Annotated in this window: 19 protein-coding genes and 1 pseudogene; 8 read left to right on the top strand and 12 right to left on the bottom strand. The window is 73.6% G+C overall.

What is annotated here, in order from left to right:
* The first annotated feature begins 92 nt into the window (after positions 1 to 92).
* From OG509_RS04935 to OG509_RS04945, 3 genes are all read left to right on the top strand, one after another.
* Positions 93 to 1,025 (top strand): RimK family alpha-L-glutamate ligase, encoded by a 933-nt coding sequence (locus OG509_RS04935; RefSeq protein WP_406180420.1) that lies wholly within the window; start codon positions 93 to 95, stop codon positions 1,023 to 1,025.
* Complete coding sequence (locus OG509_RS04940; protein ID WP_406180422.1) at positions 1,022 to 1,825, top strand: RimK family alpha-L-glutamate ligase; 804 nt, start codon at positions 1,022 to 1,024, stop codon at positions 1,823 to 1,825. Before OG509_RS04935 ends, OG509_RS04940 begins: the two co-directional genes overlap by 4 nt.
* 92 nt (positions 1,826 to 1,917) lie before the next feature.
* Positions 1,918 to 2,772 carry a DMT family transporter gene (locus tag OG509_RS04945; RefSeq protein ID WP_406180424.1) on the top strand — a complete coding sequence of 285 codons (855 nt, stop codon included), beginning with the start codon at positions 1,918 to 1,920 and terminating at the stop codon, positions 2,770 to 2,772.
* Between the two features lie 17 nt (positions 2,773 to 2,789).
* Here the strand turns inward: OG509_RS04945 and OG509_RS04950 are convergent, their stop codons facing one another.
* The 9 genes and pseudogenes from OG509_RS04950 to OG509_RS04990 all read right to left on the bottom strand — a co-directional run bounded on the left by OG509_RS04950 (position 2,790) and on the right by OG509_RS04990 (position 12,903).
* Positions 2,790 to 3,623 (bottom strand): PaaX family transcriptional regulator C-terminal domain-containing protein, encoded by an 834-nt coding sequence (locus tag OG509_RS04950; protein WP_406180426.1) that lies wholly within the window; start codon positions 3,621 to 3,623, stop codon positions 2,790 to 2,792.
* Between the two features lie 61 nt (positions 3,624 to 3,684).
* Complete coding sequence (locus tag OG509_RS04955; protein WP_406187469.1) at positions 3,685 to 4,410, bottom strand: Asp/Glu racemase; 726 nt, start codon at positions 4,408 to 4,410, stop codon at positions 3,685 to 3,687.
* An 88-nt stretch (positions 4,411 to 4,498) separates the two neighbouring features.
* Positions 4,499 to 5,404 carry a fumarylacetoacetate hydrolase family protein gene (locus tag OG509_RS04960; protein ID WP_406180427.1) on the bottom strand — a complete coding sequence of 302 codons (906 nt, stop codon included), beginning with the start codon at positions 5,402 to 5,404 and terminating at the stop codon, positions 4,499 to 4,501.
* A gap of 16 nt (positions 5,405 to 5,420) precedes the next feature.
* Positions 5,421 to 6,575 (bottom strand): cupin domain-containing protein, encoded by a 1,155-nt coding sequence (locus OG509_RS04965; RefSeq protein WP_406180429.1) that lies wholly within the window; start codon positions 6,573 to 6,575, stop codon positions 5,421 to 5,423.
* The gene (locus OG509_RS04970) at positions 6,572 to 7,657 is read right to left on the bottom strand and encodes a carbon-nitrogen hydrolase family protein (protein ID WP_406180431.1); all 1,086 of its coding nucleotides are present in this window, start codon (positions 7,655 to 7,657) and stop codon (positions 6,572 to 6,574) included. The genes OG509_RS04965 and OG509_RS04970 overlap by 4 nt, the downstream gene beginning before the upstream one ends.
* Before the next feature lie 10 nt (positions 7,658 to 7,667).
* Positions 7,668 to 9,971 carry an FAD-dependent monooxygenase gene (locus tag OG509_RS04975; RefSeq protein WP_406180433.1) on the bottom strand — a complete coding sequence of 768 codons (2,304 nt, stop codon included), beginning with the start codon at positions 9,969 to 9,971 and terminating at the stop codon, positions 7,668 to 7,670.
* Between the two features lie 52 nt (positions 9,972 to 10,023).
* Positions 10,024 to 10,524, bottom strand: coding sequence for an acyl-CoA thioesterase (locus OG509_RS04980; protein ID WP_406187470.1), 501 nt, complete (start codon positions 10,522 to 10,524; stop codon positions 10,024 to 10,026).
* 54 nt (positions 10,525 to 10,578) lie between these two features.
* Positions 10,579 to 12,216: pseudogene (locus tag OG509_RS04985) on the bottom strand (AMP-binding protein); the annotation flags it as partial.
* 171 nt (positions 12,217 to 12,387) lie between these two features.
* Positions 12,388 to 12,903: an ATP-binding protein gene (locus OG509_RS04990; protein WP_406180435.1), complete on the bottom strand. Its 516-nt coding sequence runs from the start codon at positions 12,901 to 12,903 to the stop codon at positions 12,388 to 12,390.
* Positions 12,904 to 13,147: 244 nt separating this feature from the next.
* Here OG509_RS04990 and OG509_RS04995 point away from each other — a divergent pair, with 244 nt between their 5' ends.
* Positions 13,148 to 14,110, top strand: a complete 963-nt coding sequence (locus OG509_RS04995) for an alpha/beta hydrolase fold domain-containing protein (RefSeq protein ID WP_406180437.1) — start codon at positions 13,148 to 13,150, stop codon at positions 14,108 to 14,110.
* 84 nt (positions 14,111 to 14,194) lie between these two features.
* On the top strand, positions 14,195 to 14,914 hold the full coding sequence (locus OG509_RS05000; RefSeq protein ID WP_406180439.1) for a phosphatase PAP2 family protein: 720 nt from the start codon (positions 14,195 to 14,197) through the stop codon (positions 14,912 to 14,914).
* 46 nt (positions 14,915 to 14,960) lie between these two features.
* Here OG509_RS05000 and OG509_RS05005 read toward each other — a convergent pair whose 3' ends face one another.
* From OG509_RS05005 to OG509_RS05015, 3 genes are all read right to left on the bottom strand, one after another.
* Complete coding sequence (locus OG509_RS05005) at positions 14,961 to 16,010, bottom strand: LacI family DNA-binding transcriptional regulator (protein WP_406180441.1); 1,050 nt, start codon at positions 16,008 to 16,010, stop codon at positions 14,961 to 14,963.
* A 62-nt stretch (positions 16,011 to 16,072) separates the two neighbouring features.
* A complete protein-coding gene (locus tag OG509_RS05010; protein ID WP_406180443.1) occupies positions 16,073 to 17,608 on the bottom strand; it encodes a carboxylesterase/lipase family protein in 1,536 nt (511 codons plus the stop codon).
* Between the two features lie 125 nt (positions 17,609 to 17,733).
* Positions 17,734 to 18,465 (bottom strand): phosphatase PAP2 family protein, encoded by a 732-nt coding sequence (locus OG509_RS05015; protein ID WP_406180444.1) that lies wholly within the window; start codon positions 18,463 to 18,465, stop codon positions 17,734 to 17,736.
* A gap of 603 nt (positions 18,466 to 19,068) precedes the next feature.
* Between OG509_RS05015 and OG509_RS05020 the strand changes: the two genes are divergently transcribed.
* The 3 genes from OG509_RS05020 (at position 19,069) to OG509_RS05030 (ending at position 22,999) form a co-directional block, all read left to right on the top strand.
* Positions 19,069 to 20,316 carry an MFS transporter gene (locus OG509_RS05020; protein WP_406180446.1) on the top strand — a complete coding sequence of 416 codons (1,248 nt, stop codon included), beginning with the start codon at positions 19,069 to 19,071 and terminating at the stop codon, positions 20,314 to 20,316.
* 149 nt (positions 20,317 to 20,465) lie between these two features.
* Positions 20,466 to 21,398, top strand: a complete 933-nt coding sequence (gene surE, locus OG509_RS05025) for a 5'/3'-nucleotidase SurE (protein WP_406180448.1) — start codon at positions 20,466 to 20,468, stop codon at positions 21,396 to 21,398.
* Positions 21,395 to 22,999 (top strand): carboxylesterase/lipase family protein, encoded by a 1,605-nt coding sequence (locus OG509_RS05030; protein WP_406180450.1) that lies wholly within the window; start codon positions 21,395 to 21,397, stop codon positions 22,997 to 22,999. Before surE ends, OG509_RS05030 begins: the two co-directional genes overlap by 4 nt.
* The last annotated feature ends 3 nt before the right edge of the window (positions 23,000 to 23,002 follow it).

Below are 23,002 nucleotides of genomic sequence, written 5' to 3' on the forward strand. Positions count from 1 at the left end.
GACTGATCATCACATTGCGCTCCATGACATCCTGTGACGTCACAACTCGCCGGACGGGATCGGCGGACGTCCGGGGAATATGGGGAAGGTCGATGAGGCTCTGCTTCCTGGTGGAGGAGCACTACCGCCACGACGGCATGCCGAACGAGGTGATCCGGCAGCTGACCGCATGGGGACACCAGGTGGACGTGGTGCGGCCGGGCGGCTCGCTGCTGCGCATGGGCGAGGTCGTGGCCTCGGGCGCGCACGACGCCTGGGTGCTCAAGACCGTCTCCGGCGGCCCCGGGCTGACCCTGCTCGAAGCCGCCGCCTCGGCCGGCATGACCACCGTCAACGACGCCCGCTCGATCCGGGGCGTACGGGACAAGGCGCTGGCCGCCGCCATCGGCCGGACCGGGGGGCTCCCGATGCCGCCGACGTACGCCGTGGCGCGGCCGGAACTGCTGCGGGAGATACCGGTCGCGGAGTACCCGCTCGTCGTCAAGCCCGCGGACGGCAGCTCCGGGCGGGCCGTGCACCTGGTGTCCGCGCCCGGGGAGCTCGAAGCGCTGCTCCCGGAGCTGGCGGGCGAGCACATGCTCATCGCCCAGCCCTACGTGGCCAACTCGGGCACCGACATCAAGGTGTACGCGGTCGGCGGGGAGCTCTTCGCCACCGAGCGGTGCTCGCCCCTGCACCCGGATCCGGCGGTGCGGGAGCGGCGCGTACCGCTGTCGGCCGAGGTGGCCGCGATCGCCGCGCAGGTGGGGGCTGTCTACGGGCTCGACCTGTACGGGGTGGACGTGCTGCTGGGTCCGGACGGGCCGGTGGTGGTGGACGTGAACGACTTCCCGAGCTTCCGTCAGGTCCCGGACGCGGCGGCCCGGGTGGGACGGGCCGTGCTGGGGCTGGCGCGGACGGGCAGCCCGGCCGCAGCCGCGTCGGCGGCGGCCTGCCCCGCGCCGGCTCGCGGACTGCCCCTGTCGATCCCGGCGCAGGCGTCCGCGGCGCAGGCCTCCGCCCGGGCCGGCGAGGCCGCCCTGTGAGGATCTGCCTGGTCACGCCGGAGCCCGGCCATCCGCTGCTGGCCGCCGCGACGGCGCTGCTCGAAGCCGCCGGGCACCGGGTGGAGTCGCTGGATCCGGGTGCGGCCGACGCAGCCCCCGCGGACCTGGCCGACGTATACCTGCTGAAGGCGCGGACGCCCCGGGCGCTGGACCTCGCGCGGGAGCTGGAGCGGCGCGGGGCCCCGGTGCTGAACTCGACCGCGGCCACCGCGCTCTGCCAGGACCGCACGCGGATGGCGGAGTCGGCCCTGCGCGCAGGTCTGCCGTTCGCGGGCACCCGTACCTACGGCTCCCTCGCGGCCTGGGCGGCCGGCGCGCCGCTCGGCGGCACGCCCCTGGTGGTCAAGAGCCGGCACAGCCGCCGGCACGACCTGGTCGCCCGGGTCGACGACGGGACCCGGCTGCGCGAGCTCGCCGACGCCTGGCCGCAGGAGCCTGTCGTGGTGCAGGAGTTCGCGCCCAACAGCGGCTGGGACCACAAGCTGTGGGCGATCGGGGACCGGGTCTTCGCCGCCCTGCGCCGCTCCGAGCTCGCACCGGAGGGCCGGGGTCCGACCCGGCCGCTCCCCCTGGCCGAACTGCCGCCCGGCTGGGCGGACCTGGTCCGCCGCACCGGCGAGGTGTTCTCGCTCGACGTCTACGGGGTGGACCTCATCGACACCGGCGACGCCGCCCCGCTCATCGTGGACGTCAACGCCTTCCCCGGCATCCGGGGCCAGGCCGGCGCCCCGGAGGCCCTGGCGGCCCTCGCCCTGGACCGGGCCGCCGCCCCGCGCTGATCCCGCCGGGGCGGGGGACCGGACAGGGGGAATCCGCACCGCGTGGCGTGTCGGCGGGCCGGGGCCGCCGCGGGCGCCGTGAGGATCGGCGGATGGGCGTCGTACTGCCGGTCTGCTTCGCACTGTTCGCGGCGCTCAGCAATGCGCTCGCCACCGTGCTCCAGCGGCGGGCCGCGCTCACCGTGCCGCAGAGCAAGGGATTCCGGTTCGGGCTGGTCCTCGACCTGCTGCGGCGGCCCGTGTGGGTCGTCGGGATCCTGGCCGTGATCGCGGCCGGGGTGGGGCAGGCCGCGGCGCTGGCCACCGGTGCGCTGGTGCTCGTACAGCCACTGTTCGTACTGGAGCTGCCGCTCGCGCTGCTGATCGCCTCACTGGTGGCGCGGCGGCGGCTGCCGGGGGCCCTGTGGCTGGCCGTGGCGGGGGTGGTGGCCGGGCTGGGGGTGGCGCTGGCCGCGGCCTCCCCCGCCGGGAACCGGACGCAGGTGCCGGTCGACCGGTGGATCCCGGCCCTCGTGGTGTGCGCGGCCGTCGTCGCGGGCCTGACGGTGGCCGGGCTGCGCCGCCCGCCGGGGCGCGCCCGGGCCGGCTGCCTCGGTGCGGCCACCGCCGTCTGCTACGCGATCACGGCCGCCCTGATGAAGCACTCCGTGTACGTGCTGACCGAGCACGGCATCGTCGGGTTCCTGACCGCGTGGCAGACGTACGCCTTCGGGGCGACCGGCATCTGCGCCCTGCTGCTGCTCGAACACGCCATGCAGGGCGGGCCGCTGGTCGCCTCGCAGCCCGCGCTGACCCTGGGCGACGCGAGCGTCAGCGTCGCGCTGGGCGTGGTCCTGTACGAGGAGCACCTGCGGTCGGGCTGGTGGGTGCTGCCCCAGCTGCTGGGCGTGGCGCTGATCTGCGTGGGCGTCGTAGCCCTGGCCCGGGCCGGCACGGGCGCCCCCTAGGGGGCCCTGGGAGGCCCCTAGGAGGCCCCTTCCTCCAGGCCCGTGATCGCGCGGACGTGGCGCAGGCTCGGGTCCAGCAGGACCGCGTGGAGCTGCTGGAAGAGCTGGCGGGCCGCCACCGCGTTCCAGTCGGCCGGCAGGAGTTCGGTCGGCAGGCCCGGGTCGAGGTACGGGAGGCGGCGCCACTGCGTGAGCAGCGGCACGTAGTGGCGGAAGGCCTCGGCCGGGTCGGGCTCCCCCTCGGCCGCGAGGCGCGCGGCGACGGGGGCGTACGTGTCGGTGAAGGCCGCGTACTGGGTCTGGATCGCCGGGAAGTCCCACCAGTCGCTCACCGTCTGCGCCAGGTCGCTGAAGGCGGCGTAGTCGGCGGCGAACAGGTGCACGTACTCGCTGAGCCCCAGCCGTACGAGCATCGCCCGGGCGTCGTCGAGCAGCCGCCCGGGGGCCAGCCACACACCCGGCGCGATGTTGCCGAAGCCGAGCCAGGTCAGCCGGGTGCGCAGCTGGTAGCGGTGGGAGCGCTCGGACTCCGGTACGGAGAACACCGCCATGGCCCAGCCGTCGGCCAGGTCGGCGGGTTCGAGGCTGGCGAAGATGCGGCGGTCGCCCTCGTCGAAGACGGGGTGCACCGCCGGACTGAGCCGGTACCCGGTGGCACCCCGGCGCTCCGGTTCCAGTACGCCGCGCTTCTTGAGCCGCGAGATCGCCGACCGCACCGCCGGGCCGTCGACGTCCAACTCGCCCATCAGCGTGATCAGGTCCGCGATGGAGATCCAGCCGCCGAGGCGGCGCAGGAACGCTCCGTAGACCGTGTTGATCAACGAGCTGGGCCTGAGGGGGCTGTCCGACATGATCGCCTTCCGTTGTGCGCGGTCGCGATCATATCCAGCCGCTCCCCCGCGGCCCCTGCCCCTACTGCGGAAGCGGCGTCCGCGCGTACGCGCCGGAGAGCAGATGGCCCGCGCCCGGGGCCACGGCCGGCAGGTCGAGGGCGCGCATCATCTGGTGGGCGGTGCAGACGGCCGCCGACACCACCGGCTTGCCCAGCAGCTGTTCGGCCTCCTCGATCGCGCCCAGGGAGGGCATCTGCACGCAGGCGGAGAGCACGACCGCGTCGGCGTCCGCGTACTCCAGCGCGCGGGCGAGCCCGGGCAGCCTGGCCGGGTCGTGGGCGGCCACGTCGAGGTTGTCCGGGATTTCGAGGGCCTCGTAGTCGAGGACCTCGATGCCCTCGTGCGTGAGGTAGTCCACGACGGTCCGCGTGAGCGGGCGCATGTACGGGGCGAGCAGGGCGATCTTGCGGGCGCCCATGGTGTGCAGTCCGTGGACGAGGGCGCCCGCGCTGGTGACGACGGGTGCGGGGGCGCCGTTCTCGACCGTACGGGTGTGCAGGCGCTGCTCCGAGGTGCGGTGGTAGCCGAGGCCCATGCTCATGATCGCGACCAGGCAGGCGTAGCCGAGCACGTCGACACGGGCGTCGGACAGCTCCACCGCGCAGCGGTCGGAGTCGGCGTCCATGGCCTTGAGCTGTTCCGGGGTCACATGGGTCATGCGCATCCGGCTGGAGTGGAAGGTGAACCTCTCGTCGGGCAGGACCTCCTGGCGGGCGCGCAGGATGGCGGGGACCTCGGTCTCCATGGTCACGTTCGAGCTCGGCACGATCTGGCCGATGCGGTAGGTGCGGGGCGGCACGGGTACTCCTCGGTGCTTGCTGGGCCTGCGGCGGTCAGCGGGCGTCGACGACGGGGTTGGCCAGGGTGCCGATGCGCTCGACGGTCGCCTCCACCCTGTCACCCGGAACCAGGAACTCCGGCGGCACCATGCCCGCGCCGACCCCGGACGGCGATCCCGTCGCGATGACGTCGCCGGGCTCCAGGGTCACGCCGGAGCTGATGTCGGCGATGAGGCGGGCGATCGGGAACAGCATGTGCCGGGTGTTCGACTTCTGCTTGGTGACGCCGTTGACGCGCAGCGAGAGGTCGAGGGCCATCGGGTCGGGGATCTCGTCCGCCGTGACCACCACCGGGCCGAAGGGCGCGTACGAGTCCTGGCCCTTGGAGAAGAACCACTGGCCGGAGCGGCGCTGGTCGCGGGCGCTGATGTCGTTGACGATGCTGTAGCCGAAGACGTGCTCGTACGCGTCCTCCTCGCCCACCCGGAACGCGGTACGGCCGATGACGACGGCCAGTTCGCACTCCCAGTCGAGCTGCTGGGTGAGGTCGCCGTTGTGCAGGATCGGCGCGCCGGGGCCGGTGACGGCGGTGGCGGGCTTGCTGAACAGGACGGGGCGGGGCGGGAGTTCCTTGTCGGTGTCCAGGCTGCGGCTGGACTCCTCGACGTGCTCGACGTAGTTGAGGCCGACACCGATGATCTTGCCGGGGCGCAGCGGGGCGGCCGGCGTGACCTCTTCGAGCCGGTGCACGGCCCCGGCCGGGCGGGCGGCGGGGTCGGCGTCGATCAGGCGCCGGGCGGCCTCCTGGGCGGCGGGGCCCGCCTGGACGAAGGAGAGCAGATCGCGCGGGAGGTCCACGCCGGCGCGGTCGGCCAGGACCCCGAGGTCGAGGACGAGGCCGTCGACCTCGGCGCCGAGGCGCGGGGCGGCATCGCCGGTGGTGAAGGTGAGCAGACGCATGGTGGGGCTCCTGGGGTCAGGCGGTGGCGGTCGGGGCGGCGGCAGCGGTCGGGGCGGCGGCGGGCATCGGCTGGTGGCCGTCGTTGTCCGGGTACGCCTCTTCGCGGTGGAAGCCGAGCGAGCGCATGACCGGGAAGTCGTTGAAGGAGAACAGGCAGGCGTCCTCGGAAGGGTCCAGGTTGTGGTGCTCGTGCCAGGCCCAGGACGGGACGCAGAAGATGTCGCCCTGGCGCCATTCGAAGCGCTGTCCGGCGATGACCGAGACCCCGTGCCCCTTGGCGGCCGTGTAGATCACCGAGCCGGTGTGCCGGTGGGCGCGGGTGGCCTGCCCGGGGCGCAGCAGCTGCATGTGGGCGCCCATGGTGGGCATCACCGGGCCGCCCGTGACCGGGTTGGTGTACTCGGCGATGACCCCGTCGTACGGGGAGCCCTCGCTCGCCCTGGCGAGGCCGAGCAGGGCCTCGTACGTCGGCTCCCAGGGGTAGGCGAGCAGCGGCGAGTAGGGCCGGCTCCAGCGCTCCGAGCCGTACGGGAGCAGGTTCGCGGCGTACTGGAGCACGGAGGAGTTGACCACCTTGCCGGGCGTCTGGTGGAGCTCGGGGTGGACCTCGTAGAACCCGGCGTCCAGGGCGTTGACGAGCGGGATGTCGAGGCCGTCCTGCCAGATGACCGGCCCCTCCTCGCCGTCGTTGCCGTGCTCGTGCCAGGTGCCGTTGGGGGTGATCGCGAAATCGCGCGGGCCGACCTTCAGCTTCTGGCCGTCGACGATCGTCCAGGCGCCGGTGCCCTCGTGGACGAAGCGCAGGGCGGCGGCCTGGTGGCGGTGGGCGGTCATGGCCTCGCCGGGGCCCATGATCTGGAGCCCGGTGTAGAGGAGGCCGGCGGCGGCACTGACGTCCTTGCGGCCGGGGTTGACGAGCATCACGACGCGGCGGCCCGCGTCGTCGGCCTTGACCAGGCCGAGGGCCTTGTGGACGAGGGGCCGCAGCTCCTCGTAGCGCCACAGCACGGGAGCGGACTTGGGCTGCGGGTACCAGGGTTCGATGTCGTTGGCGACGGTCCACAGGGCGCCGGCGTCCAGGGCTTCGAGCTCGCCGTAGTAGGCGGTGAGCTCGGGGGTGTCGAAGACCCGGGCGCGGCCGAGCATGGTGTCGTCCTGCTCGATGGTCATACGTCCTCCTCAGGCGTGGTGATCCGGGGGCCGGCGGGCGGCGCGGTGAAGGTCACCGGCAGGCGCGGGCGGTTGTCGACTTCGAGGCGGAAGATGTCGAAGCGGTTGTAGTGGCCGGTGATGTCGTGCATCTGCTTGGGCTGGATGCACCGGCCGAGGTCGATCTCGCCGTAGACGATGCCCTCGTCGTCGACGAGCGGTTCGGTGACCGGGCGGCCGTCGGGGCCGAAGATCCCGGACAGGGCGCTGCGGGGCCGCTGGAACAGGGCGCGCAGCTCCTCGTCGTCCCCGGCGAGCAGGTCCACGATCTCCGGGGAGATGGTGGAGCAGGCGACGACGGAGAAGACCTTGCCCTCGAAGCTGTGGGCGGCGGTGCGCACGGCGATGGCGTCGGCCATGTCGTAGTCGGCCGGGGCCACGGGCAGGGCGATATAGCAGGAGGCGTGGACGAGTTCGCCCTGCGCGAGGAGGGTGAACCGGGCCAGCGTGTTGGTGTTCTCGCCGCAGGCGAGGGCGCCGAGCGGGCCGACGGGGGTGGAGTGGACGCGCAGGGAGCTGCCGTCGCCGCCGGTCCAGGTGAGCTTCTCGGCCCAGGTGGGCACCAGTTTGCGGTGCACGCCGAGGAGCCCGCCGTCGGATCCGATGGTGAGCAGCGTGTTGTAGAGGACGCCGAGGCTGTGCGCGGCGCGCTCGTTGACGCCGATGACGAGGACGACCCCGTACTGGCGGGCCGCCGCGCGCAGGGCGTCCACGTACGGGCCGGGGACGTCGACCGAGGCGCGCTGGAGGCGCTCGAACCAGGGCGAGCCCTGGACGGGGTTCATCGTCCAGTTCCAGTAGGGGTATCCGGGGACGAACACCTCGGGGAAGACGACGAGTTCGGCGCCGTTCGCGGCCGCCTCCGCGATGAGCGCGACGGCCTTGTCGACGGTGGCGGCGGGGTCGAGGTAGACGGGCGAGGCCTGGACGGCCGCCGCCGTGAAGCGGGGCAGGTGGCTCAGGGGCAGGGGCGGGCGGCTCTGGGTCGCGCCGCTCGGAAACTGGCCGTTCGGGGGCGGCCCGTTCGGGGGCAGGGTCTCCATCGGGGTCTCCTCAATTGGCCGGCGCGGTGGCGGCGAGGCGCGGGAGCCAGCGCTGGTGCACCGGCGCGGCGGGCTGCCGCAGCAGTTCCAGGCGCGGCGGGACCCGGTCGGTCCGGGCGGCGGGCGGTCTGCCGCTGCCCGCCTGCCAGCCGGGCGCCCAGGGCGCGGCCAGCCCGCGGTAGCCCTGCGCGGCCGCGGCGTGCAGGGTCCAGAGCGGGTCGTGGAGCTGGGCGCGGCCCACCCCGCAGAGGTCGGCCCGGCCGGCCAGGATGATCGAGTTCACGTCGTCGTACGTGGAGATCGCGCCGACGGCGATGGTGGGCACCCCGGTGGCGTTGCGGATCAGGTCGGCGTACGGGGTCTGGTAGCTGCGGCCGTAGCGGGGCCGCTCGTGGGCGACGACCTCGCCGGTGGAGACGTCGATCCCGTCGGCCCCCGCCTCGGCGAGGGCCCGGGCGACGGCGACGGCGTCGGCCTCGCTGATGCCCCCCTCGGCCCAGTCGGCGGCGGATATCCGCACGAGCAGCGCCTTGCCGGCGGGCCACACCTCCCGTACCGCGCGCAGCACTTCGAGCGGGAAGCGCAGCCGCCCGGCGAGGGTGCCGCCGTACTCGTCGGTGCGCAGGTTGGTCAGCGGCGAGAGGAATCCGGAGAGCAGCTGCCCGTGCCCGTACTGGAGTTCCAGTACGTCGAAGCCGGCCCGGTCGGCGCGCCGGGCCGCGCGGACGAAGTCCCGTACGACGAGGTCCATATCGGCCGCGGTGGCCTCCCGCGGGACGGGGCTCCGCTCGTCCCAGGCGACGGCCGAGGCGGCGATCGGCGGGGCGTCGCCGGCGGCGGCGCGGCGGCCGGCATGGGTGAGCTGGACGCCGAGGCAGGTGTCGGACTGGCCGTGGACGAAGTCGGTGATCCGCCGCCAGGCCGCCTCCTGTTCGTCGGTGTAGAGGCCGGGGCAGACGGGGGTGGTCCGGCCTTCTGCGCTGACCGCGGTCCTCCCGGCGAGGACCAGCCCGGAGCCGCCGAGGGCTTGAGTGCTCAGGTGGACGAGGTCGAAGTCGCCCGGGATGCCGTCCTTCGCCGTACCGAGGGCGGTGGACGGCACCACGACCCGGTTGCGCAGGAGCAGTCCGCCCAGGGGGAAGGGCGTGAACATCGGCGGCACGGGAGCGGAGGAGTTGACGGCGGTCGTGAACTCCTCGTCGCGCACCCGCAGGTTGTCGTAGGTGACGCGGCGACTGCGGGTCAGCAGGTTGAAGGCGAACTGCGGCGGCTCCTGGTCCACGTAGCGGTCGATGTTCTCGAACCATTCGAGGCTGGCCTGGGCGGCGCGCTGGGTGGATTCCACCACCGGGCGGCGCTCGTCCTCGTACGCGGCGAGCGCGCCCGGCACGTCGGGGTGCTCGTGCAGGCAGGCGGCCAGGGCGAGGGCGTCCTCCATGGCCAGCTTGGTGCCGGAGCCGATGGAGAAGTGGGCGGTGTGGGCGGCGTCCCCGAGCAGGACCACGTTCTCGTGGCGCCAGGTCCGGTTGCGCACGGTGGTGAAGCGCAGCCACTTGGAGTTGTTGGGGAGGAGCCGGTGCCCGTCGAGGTGATCGGCGAGCAGCTCCTCGCAGCGGGCGATGCTGTCGAGGTCGCTGGTGCCGGGCGGGTGGTCGCGGTCCGCGAACTGCGCGAAACCGGCGCGCCGCCAGGCGGCCTCGTCCATCTCCACGATGAAGGTGGAGCGGGTGTCGTCGTAGGGGTAGGCGTGCACCTGGAGGGTGCCGAACTCCCGCTCCTCGACGAGGAAGGTGAAGGCTTCGAAAACCTTGTCCGTGCCGAGCCACATGTAGCGGCCGGAGCGTTCGTCCAGGTCGGGCCCGAAGGTGTCCGCGTAGGCGGCGCGGGTGGCGGACCGTACGCCGTCGCAGGCGACGACGAGGTCGTACGAGGCCGCCAGCTCGGAGGCGGGCGGGGACTGCGTGCGGTAGCGGACGTCCACGGCGAGCGCGGCGCAGCGCTCCTGGAGGATCCGCAGCAGCTGCCGGCGGCCGAGGGCGGCGAAGCCGTGGCCGCCGGAGGTGAGGGTCCGGCTCCGGTAGGTGACGTCGATGTCGCTCCAGCGGGCGAACTCCGCCGACATGGCCGCGTAGATCTCGGGATCGGCCTGCGCGATGCCGTCGAGGGTCTCGTCGGAGAAGACGACCCCGAAGCCGAACGTGTCGTCGGGGGCGCCCCGCTCCCAGACGGTGACGTCCCAGTGGGGGGAGAGCTGCTTGGCCAGGGCTGCGAAGTACAGCCCGCCGGGCCCTCCTCCGATGACTGCTACGCGCACGGCGTACCTCCTCGTGGTTCCGGAACAACATATGTCGTAGATTTAGCGACCGTCAACAATGCTCGACATCTCTCGCGGGGAGGGTGAGGAGCTCGGGCGCCTGCGGGCCCGATTTCGTCAGCACCTCGCGTACGTCGGCGGGCCAGGGGGTGGTCCCGGTCGCGCGGGCGGCGGAGTGGGCGATGACCATCCGCCCGGTGGCGGCTTCGACGCCCTCCTCGCCCTGGACCGTGAACACGTACGTCAGGGAGCTGGAGCCGACCTTGGCGACGCTCAGCTCGATCCGCACGGCCTCGCCGAACCAGAGGCGGGCGCGGTAGTCGGCCTCGAAGTGGACGCGCGGGGTGCTGCCGAAGAGGTGCGCGAGGCCCAGGCGGCGCAGCAGTACGGCCTCGGCCGCTTCGACCCAGCGCACGACGGTGGAGTGGTGGTAGTGGCCGGCGGCGTCCGTGTCGGGCCATTCGACACGGCGCTCGATGACCACGCTGGGGAGGTGTGGGACGAGGGCCTCGGGGCAGCCGGCGGCGCAGCCGGCATCGGCCTCGACCGGCACTTCGACGGGTGCTTCGACGGGTTGCGGCTGCGCCGGGACCGGCTGAACCGGTGCCGGAGCGGAGGTCCGGGCCCACTCGCGCAGTTCGCCGCGCTGGAGCTTCCCGTTGCCGGTACGCGGGAGCCGTGGGACGAACTCCACGGCGCGGGGGTACTTGTAGGGGGCGATGGCCCCCTTGACGTGGGTCTGGAGCTCCCGGGCCGTCGCCTCGTCCGCCGGGACCCCGGCGCCGAGCACGACGTACGCCTTGACCAGCATCCCGCGCCGCTCGTCGGGCGCGCCGACGACCCCGCACTCCTCGACGTACGGGTGGGCGGCGAGGGCCTTCTCGACCTCCGGGCCCGCGATGTTGTAGCCCGAGGAGACGATCATGTCGTCGCTGCGGGCGACGTACCAGTAGTAGCCGTCCGCATCCCGGATGTAGGTGTCGCCGGTGATGTTCCAGCCGTTCCTGACGTACGCCGTCTGGCGCGGATCGGCGAGGTAGCGGCAGCCGGTGGGACCGGTGACCGCCAGCAGGCCGGGCTGGCCGTCGGGGACGGGGTCCCCGTACTGGTCCACCACCGCGGCGCGGAACCCGGGCACGGGACGGCCCGTGGCGCCGGGCCGGATGTCCTCGTCGGCCGCGGAGATGAAGACGTGCAGCATCTCGGTGGCGCCGATGCCGTCGATGATGCGCAGCCCGGTGGCGGCGTGGAACTCCTCCCACACGGCGGCGGGCAGCGCCTCCCCGGCGGACACGCAGCGGCGCAGCCCGGCCAGTCGGCCCACCGCGCCGGCCGCCATGATCGCGCGGTAGGCGGTGGGCGCGGTGAACAGGACGGTCACGCCGTGCTCGGCGACCAGGTCGGCCAGCTGCTCGGGGGTCGCCTGCTCGATCAGCAGGGTCGCAGCCCCGACGTGCAGCGGGAAGACCACGAGCCCGCCGAGCCCGAACGTGAAGGCGAGCGGCGGCGTACCCGTGAAGACGTCGCCGGGGCGGGGCCTCAGCACGTGCCGCGAGAACGTGTCCGCGTTGGCGAGGACGTCGCGGTGGAAGTGCAGTGTCGCCTTGGGCCGCCCGGTCGTACCGGAGGTGAAGGCGATCAGCGCCACGTCGTCCGCAGCGGTGGGGACGGTGGCGAACACTCCGCTCTTGGCCGCGCAGCGCGCGGTCAGGTCCATGACTCCGGGGCCGCCGTACGCGAGAACCGGCAGGCCGGCGGGGTCCTGGACGGCAGCGGCGGCGGTGGCGAGCTCGTCGACGTAGCGGTGGTCGCAGAGGGCGACGGTGGGGCGGCTGATCTCGCAGAGCTCGGCGAGTTCGGCGGCGCGCAGCAGCGGCATCGTCGTGACGGCGACGCCGCCCGCCTTGAGGACGCCGAACCAGGCGGCCACGAGCCAGGGGTTGTTGGGGGCGCGCAGCAGGACGCGGTTGCCGGGTACGAGGCCGAAGTCCTCGGTGAGCACCTGCGCGACCTGGTTGGCGCGCTGCTGGAGCTCGCCGTACGTCCAGCGCTCGGTCGGGGTGAGGAGGCACGGGCGGTCGGGGCCCCAGCGTTCGACGGCTTCGTCGAGCAGGCGTGCGGCGCAGTTGAGGCGGTCCGGGTAGTCCAGTTCGGGTAGGTCGAAGTGGAGTTCGGGCCAGAGGGGGAAGGCCGGCAGCCGGTCTCTGCAGAAGGAGTCGGCGTGGGCGGAAGGGGAGAGCTCCATGGGGCGGCACCTCAATCAGGGAGCAGCGGGGGAGATGCATGGAAGTTATCTCGATAATTTTGCGTCCGTCAACATTGCTCGATATTTTGATGAACGCCGAGCGGCCCCCGGGGCGCATCCGGGACACCTCCGGGCCGACCCCGGACGCCCGCCGGACGCCCGTAGGCGGGTTCAGGCGGCCGGCAGGCACACCCGCACGGACGTACCGAACTCGCCCGCCATGACGGAGAGTTCGCCGCCCGCCTCGGCCACGAGCAGCTGGACGATCAGCAGTCCGCGGCCACTTTCGGCGTACGGGTCCACCTCTTCGGCGGGGTGGGGCAGCCGGGGCGGCCGGACCTCCTGATCGACGACCTCCAACCGCAGCCGCCCCCCGTAGAAGGTCAGCCCGACCCGCATCCGGCCCCCCGCGGCGGCGTGCTGGACGACGTTGCCGGCGAGCTCGCTCACGGCCAGCAGCAGGACGTCCGCCACCTCGGCGGAGACCGGCCAGCCCTCCAGGGCGGCCCGGACCCGGGTTCGCAGCAGCGGGACGGCGGCCGGGGCGGGCACGGCCACCCAGTGGGCGGAGCCCCGGATGCGGAGGCGGGGCGAAACCGGGGCGCCGACGGCCGCGGTGCATGCGGCGGTGCGTGTGGCGGCGCCTGCGGCACCCGCTTCGGCGGGGAGGGTGGCGGTGGTGAGCATGTCGTGCTCCCGGAGGGGGAAGGCGACGCCGTTGTGCGTGTCTCGTGTAACTACCCGGGAACTCAGATGCCCCGTGGGCTTGTGGTCAGCGGAAACGCGTCGCTAGAGTTGTGATTACACGTGTAACACGCTAAGCCTCCCCCGGTGCCCGCGCAAGCATTTCGGACAAAACGTTACGAAGCCCGGGCCGCCCGCACCGGACCCGCCGGCCGCCGAGGCCGCACACCGAATTGGGAAGAGCTCAATGACGCAATCTCCCCCTGCCGAGTTCGACATCGCCGACATGACCTGGCCGCCCCCGCCGTACCAGCGGCCCGTCGCGGCCGTGACCGGCGCGGACGGCGTACGCCGCTTCGACGGGATCACGTACGCGACCACCCCCGGCTACCGCCCCCGCCTCCTCGACGTACAGCTCCCGGCGGGCGAGGGCCCCTTCCCGGCGGTCGTCTGGATACACGGCGGCGGCTGGCTGGACGGCGACCGCCGCTACCCGCCGCCGACCGTGCCCGCCGCCCTGCTGCACGGCGCGGTCCTGGGCGCCGGGCTCGCGCTCGTCTCCGTCGACTACCGGCACAGCCTCGAAGCCCCCTTCCCGGCCCAGCTGCACGACGTCAAGGCCGCGATCCGCTACGTGCGGCAGTTCGCCCCGGCCCTCGGCCTCGACCCGGACCGGATCGGCGTCTGGGGCGAGTCGGCCGGCGGCCACCTGGCCGCGCTCGCCGGCCTCGTCCGCCCCGGCAGCACGGACACCGAGACCCTGGCGGCGCTGGAGGGCTCCCACGGCGTCGGCTCCGGCGAGACCGCCGTCCTGGCCGTCGTCGACTGGTACGGGGTCCACGACCTGGTCGCCCTGGCCGACCACCCGCTGCCGATGCCGACCGGCGCCGAGTTCCCCAACCCGTACGACGCCCTGCTGGGCGTTCCCGCGGCCGAGCAGGCGGAGCCGGCCCGGGCCGCGAGCCCGGTCACGTACGCCGTCCCCGGCTCGAACCCGCCGCCGTTCCTGCTGGTGCACGGGACCGCGGACGGGCTCGTCCCGTACAGCCAGAGCGAGGCCCTCGCCGAGGCGCTGACGGGCGCGAGCGGTGAGGTGACGCTGCAGCCCGTGGCGGACGCCGACCACATCTTCCTCGGCTCCGACGACATCCCGGCGATCGTCGCGCAGAGCGTGGCGTTCCTGGCCCGCCACCTGGGCGCGGGGGCCTGACCCAGACCGCGTCTTTCGTGGAGACCAGTCCCATCGTGGGGGCGCGGCCCGGCCGCGCCCCCACGCGTACGTCGAAAGGCAGTCATGTCCCGGCACACACTCACTCCGCCGCGCGCCGCCGCGGCCGGACCGGAGGCGGCGGACCTGCACCGTCGCCCCGGCATCCTGCTCCTGGCCGTGCTACTGCTCGGCTTTGCCGCAGCGCTGGCCCTCACCGTCCGCACGGACGTCGCGAACCCGCCGTTCCAGGGCGCGGACGAGCGGTGGCTGGAGTGGATGGGCGGCCCGCACGAGGGGCTGCCCGCGGCCGTCGCGGCCGTCCTCGACTGGTTCGGCGGCCCGCTGGGCGTCGTCGTACCGCTCGCACTCCTGGTCTTCCTGCTCGTACGCAGGCGCTGGGTCTCGGCGGGCTTCCTGCTCGGCGTCTACCTCGCGGGCAACATGGCGGTGGTGCAGGTGCTCAAGCACCTGGTGGACCGCCCGCGCCCGGCGAACCCGATGGTCCGCGTCGACCACGGCTCGTTCCCGTCGGGCCATGCGGCGGGGGCTGCCCTGCTCGTCGTCCTGGTCGGCGTCCTGCTGGTCCCGGCCGCCCGGCGGCGGGCCTGGTGGGCCGGCGGCGCGGTGTTCACGGTGGCCATGATGTGGAGCCGCACCTGGCTGCACGCCCACTGGCTCAGCGACACGGTGGCGGGAGCGGCGGCCGGCGCCGGGGCCGCGCTGCTGGCGTGGTGGGCCTTCTCCCCCGCCCTCGCCCGGGAGCAGGGCGGACGGGCCCGATCGGCCCCCGCGCAGACCCGATAGGCCCGGAGAGCGACCGCCGTCGGGGGGCGGCGGTCGAGCGGGTCTTTCAGGAGCTGGCGCGGTGGACGAGGAGGGCCTCTACGGCGGGGACCGGGGGCGTCGTCCCCGTCTCGATCAGCTCGTGCACGGCGTCGGCGACCCGCGCCGGCGAGGGCAGGTCCAGGCGGACCGTGGTCAGGGCCGGCTGCTGGAGGGCGGAGACGACCAGGTCGTCGGAGCCGACGACCGCGACCTCGTCCGGTACCGCGATGCCCTCGGCCTGGAGGGCGTGCAGCAGCAGCGCCGCGTACTCGTCGTTGTACGCGAAGACGGCGTCCAGACCCAGGCTCCGCCAGCGCCGGGCGAGGGCGGTCGCGGACTCCCTGGTGTACGCGAGCTCCACCGGGGTCACCGTCGCCATGTGCCGGGCTGCGACCGACTCGGCTCCGGCGAGCCGCGGGCGGGCGAGGGAACCGAGGCCGCGTTCCAGGGGCAGGACCACGCCGATCCGCTTCCGGCCCCTGGCGATGAGGTGCTCGGCGGCGGCGGCGCCGATGTCGGCGTGGTCGAAGCCGATGGTGTGGACGCCCGCCACCGGGCGGGCGGCGAACGCGAGCAGGCCGCGCACTCCGGCGCGGCTCAGCAGTTCGGCGGCCTGGTCGGTGAAGCGGTCGCCGTCGAGGGCGATGACGGCGGCCGGGCGCAGCTCGGCCCAGGCGCGGGCCGCGTCGAGGGGGTCGGCGAAGCGGCCCGCGTGCAGGACGGCCGTGTAGCCGTGCCGGTCGAGCTCGCTGTGCAGGTCGTCGACCCAGTCGCTGACGAGCCGGCCTATCGCGGAGACCGAGGCGGGCATCAGGACGAGGTTGCTGCGCCCGGCGCGCAGGGACCGGGCCGCGGCGTGCGGTACGTAGCCGAGCTGCCGGGCCGCGTCGAGCACACGGGTACGCGTACTCGCGCTGACGCGGTGGCCGGGGGTGTCGTTCAGCACGAACGACACGGTGGCGCGTGACACCCCGGCGAGCCGGGCCACGTCCGCGCTGGTGATCGACACGGGCGACGTGGGCGACGTGGGCGACGCGGAACCGCTCTCCTCCCTGGCCTTGGACTCCCTGGGCATGGTCCTCAGTGCTCCCTCGGGTCGACCGTGACCGTCTCTTCCCCCAGGTTACACGAGTTAGATCATTGCGCCTTCCGGGCTTCGTGCAGGCGGCGCGAGGCCCCGGCGAGGTCGTCGAGGGCGGTGACGGCCGAGTCGAAGCGCATCGTGGTCCGCGTCAGGGCGTCGTACGGCGGCCACTGCGGCATGCCGGGGTGGTTCGGGTCGCCGGTGCGGACGAACGCGATCCACGCCCGGTGCATGGTGCGGGCGAGCCCGTCGCGTACGGCCGGGGCGAGCCCGGCGAGGAAGGGCGCGTGCGACCACTGCTCGAAGTTGTCGAAGACGAAGGGGAGTTCGAGGCAGTGCGCGGCGCCGAGCCGGCCCTCGTACGCGGCCGCCTGGAGGTCGAACTGGTAGGCCCAGACGGGGTGCTCCGAGTCGGCGCGGGCCTCGGCCAGCCCGACGGAGGGGACGCGGAAGAGCTCGTCCGAGATCAGGTCCATGAGGACGTCGGCCGGGCGGGCGCCGGGGCGGGCCGCCTCGTACGCGGCGTAGATCCCGGGGGCGGCCTCGGCCCCGAAGGTCTCCGCGATCCGGTCGGTCACCCGCTCCCTGGTGGCGGCGGCGTACCCCTCGTCCAGGGCGAAGCCGAAGTTGGCCTCCTCGCGGGTCCAGCCGATCATGACGTCGACGCCGGCCGCGGCCCCGTGCAGCAGGGCCTCGACCGGGTGGCGCGCGAGGGTGACCCCGTCGACGACGGGCAGGAACGGCGTCGGCCAGTAGCCCCAGCGCATCGTGCGGGCGAACAGGCCGCCGGTCGCGCCGATGAGGGCCGGCCAGGGCAGGGCGCGCAGCTCCTGCGCGGTCTTGGCGCCGGCCAGCTCCCGGAAGGCGGCGGTGCGCTCCCGGTAGGTGTCGGGGTCGGGGAGGTCCAGCCCGAAGGGCGGGCTCTGCAGGATCACCCGGCGGATCAGCCCCTCGGCCAGCGGGTGCCCGGCGAGGGCGGCGGTGGAGACGGCGCCGCCGGACTGGCCGGCGACGGTGATGTTGTCGGGGTCGCCGCCGAAGGAGGCGATGTTCTCCCGCACCCAGTGCAGGGCGGCGAGCTGGTCGGAGAGCCAGGGGTTGGCCGCCTCGTCGTCCTCGTCCGGGGAGAAGTAACCGAGCGGCCCGATGCGGTAGTTGATGCCGACGAACACCAGGTCGCCCTCGCGCGCGAAGGTCGCGCCGCCGTAGCCGGGCAGCGAACCCGATCCGGAGACGAAGCCGCCGCCGTGGATCCACACCAGCACCGGGCGGCGGGCGTCGTCGGCCGCAGGCGTCCAGACGTTGAGCGTGAGGCAGTCCTCGTCGAAGGGGGGCGACCCGTGACCGCCGAGGAGCGGGTCGCCGCCTTCCATGTACATCTGCGGGGCGCTGGGACCATCGGCGCTCGCCTCGCGCGTACCGCTCCAGCCGGGGTGCGGCCGGGCGGGCCGCCAGCGCAGATCACCGACCGGGGGTGCGGCGTACGGGACGGCCCGGAAGACGGAGAGCCCGTCTTCGACGGCTCCGCGCAGCCGCCCCGCGGGGAGGTCGACCACGGGCGGCGGAGTGCGGTGCTCGGTGTGTGCCATGGGGCCCTTCCTTCGTCGTTCCGGGGGCCGAGGTGCGCTGGACGCAGGCCGGCCCCGATCACGAGAGTATGGCGAATCTTGGACGACCGTCAATGATTCTCGATATACCTAAGGTCCCGCGCCGCTCACAGCCACAGACTGTCGGCCGCCATCCGCTCGGCCTCGATCCGCAGCAGCGGTTCGAACGCCTTCCACAGCAGCATGCAGCTGCCGGCCCCGGCCAGCGCCCCGGCGACGGTGTCGCTGAGCCACTGGGCGTGCAGCCAGGTCCGGCTGCCCATCATGGCGACGACGTACAGCGCCCCGAAGAGCCACCACCAGCGGCGGGCCCGCGGGGGGAACACGAGGACGGCGGCCACCATCACCAGCGTCACGGCGGTGAACACCTGCCCGGAGGGGAACGAGCCGTCGTTGACCAGGACCCACGGATGCAGCGGTCGGGGACGGTCGACGAGCTGCTTGAGCGGGAGCACCACGAGGACGTTCGCCACGATGCCGGCGGCGAGGGCGAACAGCCCCGACCGCCAGCGCCCGTAGACGCAGAGGCAGCCGATCAGGGCGATCGGCAGGACCGTGCCGATCGGGCCGCCGAGGCGGTCGAGAACGGTGGCGAAACCGGTGAGGGCGTCACCTCGCGAGCCGTTGAAGGAGGCGGCCCAGCGGTCGTCGAGCCCCTGGAAGAAGGGGCGTTCGGCGACCGCGGCCAGGAGGCCGATCAGCAGCGACCCGAGGAGGAGGGCGGCTCCGACGGCGACCGCGTGGCGGGGCGGGGCCGCCGGGAGGTGGTGCCGGGGAGCGGGGATCAGGGGCCGGGACGCGCGGTGCGCGGGCGGGGGTACGGCGGAGGGACGTGGCATGACGGGCCTTTCACGGTGGTCTCCCCGGGCGGTGGGGGCACGCGGGGAGCAGGCAGGCACGGGCGGGCGAGCGGAGGACGTCACGGGGGCGGCGGGTCCGTGAACCGGGGACGGCGGGTCCGTGGACCGGGGACGCCGGGGACGCCGGGGGTCAGGGACGCCGGGGGCCGACAACCAAGGGCGCCGGGGATACCGGGCGGGCAGACCCGCCGCGGACCCTTCCGACGAGCGGCGGCGGGAGTCGTCGCGATGCGGCACGGAGTATTGCGGATTGTTGACCGCCGCCACAAGCGCAAGAGGAATTCCGGACACGATCTCCCTGCTCAGTGGCCTTGAGAGGGTGGTTACACGTCCTCGCACCCTCGACCACGCATCGATCACGATCCGCATACCGCCCGGCCGCAACCTCTAGCGGGGCTCCGGATTGGGTGCTACACAGTGTCCAAGCGCCGAAGGTGACACGTGTAACAACTTCACGTGAATCGTCATCGCCTGCCGGGCCACCCCCGGGCGCCGTCACACCCGTCGAAGCCGCAGGTTGCGCCCCTCCCCCCGCGCCGCACCTCCGCACCCCCTTCTCGCTCCGTCCCCCGAGGAGTCGTCATGGCCCAGAACGAACTCATCGACCCGCCCGCCCAGGCGGATCCGGAACCTCCCCGCCAGCGCGCACTCCTGCCCCTGCTGCTGGTCGCGAACTCCGCCCTCCTGGCGGTCTACATGGGCGTCGGATCGATCCTGCTGCCCACCCAGATCGCGGAGATCGACCCCGCGAACAAGGTCGCCGTACTCGGTGTGATCGGCGGGATCAGCGCGGTCTTCGCGACCGCCTTCAACCCGATCGCGGGCGCCCTCTCCGACCGCAGCGGCCGTCGCAACCCCTGGATCCTCGGCGGCGCCTTCGCCGCGCTCGCCGCCCTGGCCTTCCTCGGTTACGCGACCACCGCGCTGGTCGTCGGCACCGGCTGGTGCCTCGTACAGGCGACCATGAACGTCTACCAGGCCGCCGTCACCGCGATCGTCCCCGACCGCGTGCCCGTGGCCCGGCGCGGCACCGCGTCCGCGCTGGTCGGGCTGGGCCTGCCGATCGGCGGCACGGTCGGGGTGCTGATCGCCTCCGCGACCGCGGAGCACCTGCGCACCGGGTACCTGGTCTTCGGCGCTGTCGTCGCCGCCTCCGCGCTGCTGCTCACCACCCTGTGCCGGGACGTTCCGCGCACCGACCCCGCCCCGGCGGCGGTCTCGAAGAAAGCCCAACTGGCGGCGTTCCTCTCCGCGTTGGCGAACCACGACTTCCGGTGGGCGTTCATCGGCCGGGCCCTGATGGTCCTCGGCTACTTCTCCGTCGTCGGCTACCAGCTGTACATCCTGGACGACCACATCAGCCTGCCCTCCGGGCTGACCCCGCCCGCCGCGATGGCGGTGCTGACCCCCGTGTCGATGATCGCGATGGCCGTCTCGACCGTCGTGGGCGGGATGCTGTCCGACCGGTGGGACCGCCGCAAGGTGTTCGTCGGCGTCTCGGCCGCCCTCGCCGGGCTCGTCATGGTGGTCCCCGTGATCAGCCCCACCTGGACCGGCATGCTCGTCTTCAGCGCGCTCAACGGGCTCGCGTTCGGCTGCTTCATGGCCGTCGACACCGCGCTCGTCACGCTCGTCCTGCCCCGGGCCGAGGACGCCGCCCGCGACATGGGCGTCCTCAACATCGCGAACGCCGGGCCGCAGATCATCGCCCCCTTCGTCGCCTCGGCCGTCGTGACCGCCCTCGGCGGATACACCCCGCTCTTCCTCGTCGGCGGAGCCCTCTCGCTGATCGGCGCACTCGCCATTCTCCCGATCCGCAGCGTGCGCTGATCACTGCCGGGCCGCCGCTTCCCGCACCTGCCGGTGGCCCGGCTCCCGAACTCCGGCGGGCGCATGCCGAGGGTCGTGCGCCCGCCGGTCCCCACCCCACACCCTCACCGCACTTTCGCCTCCTTCCCTCCCTTTTCAAGGAGTCCTCTGTGAGACGCAAGCGAGTCCTGCCGCCGGCCGTGCTCATCCTGTGCACGGCCGCCCTCGCGGGTACGGCCCCCGCGGTCGCCTCGCCGCTGACCGCGCCCGAGCCCGCGCGATCTGCGGCAACTCCCGCGGCCCCGCTGCGCATCCTGCTCACGAACGACGACGGCTACAACGCGCCCGGCATCCGCAAGGCGTTCGAGCGGCTGACCGCCGCCGGGTACGACGTCACGATCGTCGCCCCGCTCACCAACCAGAGCGGTACCGGCACGAAGATGATGAGCGCCCCCACCATCGCGGTGAAACACCCCGAGCCGAAGGTGTGGGCCGTCGACGGCACCCCCGGTGACGCCGTGCTCTTCGGCCTCTCCGAGGTCTTCGAGGGCCACGCCCCCGACCTGGTGGTCTCCGGCACCAACTTCGGCCCGAACGTCGCCGGTCTCGCCACCCACTCCGGTACGGTCGGCGGCGCCGTGGCCGCCCTCGAAAGCGGAGTCCCGGCCATCGCCCTGAGCACCGGCGGCCTGGCGGTCCCCGACCCGACCGCCACGATCAACGCGATGGGCCCCACCATGGACTTCGCGGTCAAGCTGATCGACCGGCTGCGCACCCGGGCGAAGTCCGGACCGCTGCTGCCCAAGGGCGTCGGCCTGAACGTAAACCACCCGGTCGTCGGCGCGGACGGCACGGGCACCGCCGCCGGCGTGGCCGCGACCTTCCAGGACCCGCAGGCCCCGCTCCAGCCGGACTTCACCGACTCCGGGGACGGCACCTGGAAGGTGAACGTGCAGTTCCGCCCGCAGCCGGCCGCCAAGGGCGGTGACGTGGAGGCGGTGAAAGCCGGCAAGATCGCCATCAGCCCGATGAACGCCGACTGGAACACCGGACCGGCCGAGTTCGCCGCCACTTCGGCCCTGCTCGCGGGGATCCGCCCGTGAGCAGGCCGCGTACGAACGCGGCACGGTCGCTGCTCGCCGCCGCCTGCGCGGTGGCGGCCCTGCTCACCTCGGCGCTCCCCGCCGCGGCGACCACGAGGGCTCCGTCCGACGGATCCCCGCGCCCGCAGGCCACCGTCGCGCAGGGCCTGCTGCGCGGGCAGACCCACGACGGCGCCGAGGAGTTCCTCGGTGTCCCCTACGCCGCTCCCCCGGTCGGGGACGCGCGACTGCGCCCGCCGCAGGCTCCGCGCCGCTGGACCGGGGTACGCGAGGCCGTCCAACAGGCCCCGGCATGCCTGCAGTTCTCGCCGTTCGGGCTGCGCGATCCGCAGGCCGACAGCGAGGACTGTCTGTACCTCGACGTGTACCGGCCCCGCACGGCCCGGGCCGGAGCCCGGCTGCCCGTGATCGTGTGGGTGCACGGGGGTGCGTACAGCCAGGGCACGGGGACCCAGTTCGGCGGCCGCACCATGGCCGATCTCACGGGCAGTGTCGTCGTCAGCATCAACTACCGGCTGGGACAGCTCGGTTATCTCGCACTGCCCGAGATAACCGGACAGAACGACCGGCACTCGGGCTCTTTCGGGCTGATGGACCAGATGGCGGCGCTGCGCTGGACCCGGGAGAACATCGCCGCGTTCGGCGGGAACCCCGGGAACGTCACGGTCTCGGGTCAGTCGGCGGGCAGCGGTTCCGTCTGCGCGCTGCTCGCGGCGCCGTCGGCGGCCGGGCTGTTCCACCGGGCCGTGCTGCAGAGCGGGCCGTGCACGCTGCTCGGTACACCGGACGGCGCGCGGGCCGAGTCCGAGGCCCGGGCCTTCGCCGCGGGCGCGGGCTGTACGGATCCGGCCGCGCTGGCCGCGTGTCTGCGCGGCGCGTCCGGAACGGCGCTGGTCGAGGCGGCCCGTACGGTGCCCACCTCGGGACCGGCGTCCGGTGACGGGCTGCTGCCGGTCGATCCGGTGGCGGCCATCGGGAGCGGGAACTGGAACAAGGTGCCGGTGATGATCGGGAGCACCCGCTCCGAGGCGCGCCTGTTCGTGGCGCTGACGCAGCCGTACCTGACGCAGGAGCAGTACACCGGGCAGGTCCTGGCGGGGTACGGGGCGGCGGGGCCGGAGGTGCTCGCCCGGTATCCGGTGTCGGCGTACGGGTCCCCGTACCTGGCGCTGTCGGCGGTCATGACGGACTCGACGTTCGCGTGTCAGACGGCGTGGACGGCGCAGCTGTTCGCCGCCCAAGTGCCCACGTACGTCTACGAGTTCGACGACCCGAACTCGCCGACGCTGTACGGGGCGCAGGTGCCCGGCCTGGACGAGTCGAACGCGCACAGCGCGGAGCTGGCGTACCTGCACGACTTCACCATGGGTGAACGCCCACTGACGGTGGATCAGGTCGAACTCGCGACACGGATGAAGCGCTACTGGGGTGCGTTCGCGCGCTACGGAACCCCCGTGGTGCCGGGTCAGACGGCATGGCCGCCGGCCGGGTCCGGGGCCACGGTCCTCACCCTCAGCCCCACGGCGACGCGGACGGGTACCTCGTTCGGGTCGGACCACCAGTGCGCCTTCTGGAAGACCCAGCCGCCCCGCCCGGTCTGACCG

Origin of the sequence: Streptomyces sp. NBC_01006 (assembly GCF_045162725.1) — a bacterium.
Lineage (GTDB): Bacteria > Actinomycetota > Actinomycetes > Streptomycetales > Streptomycetaceae > Streptomyces.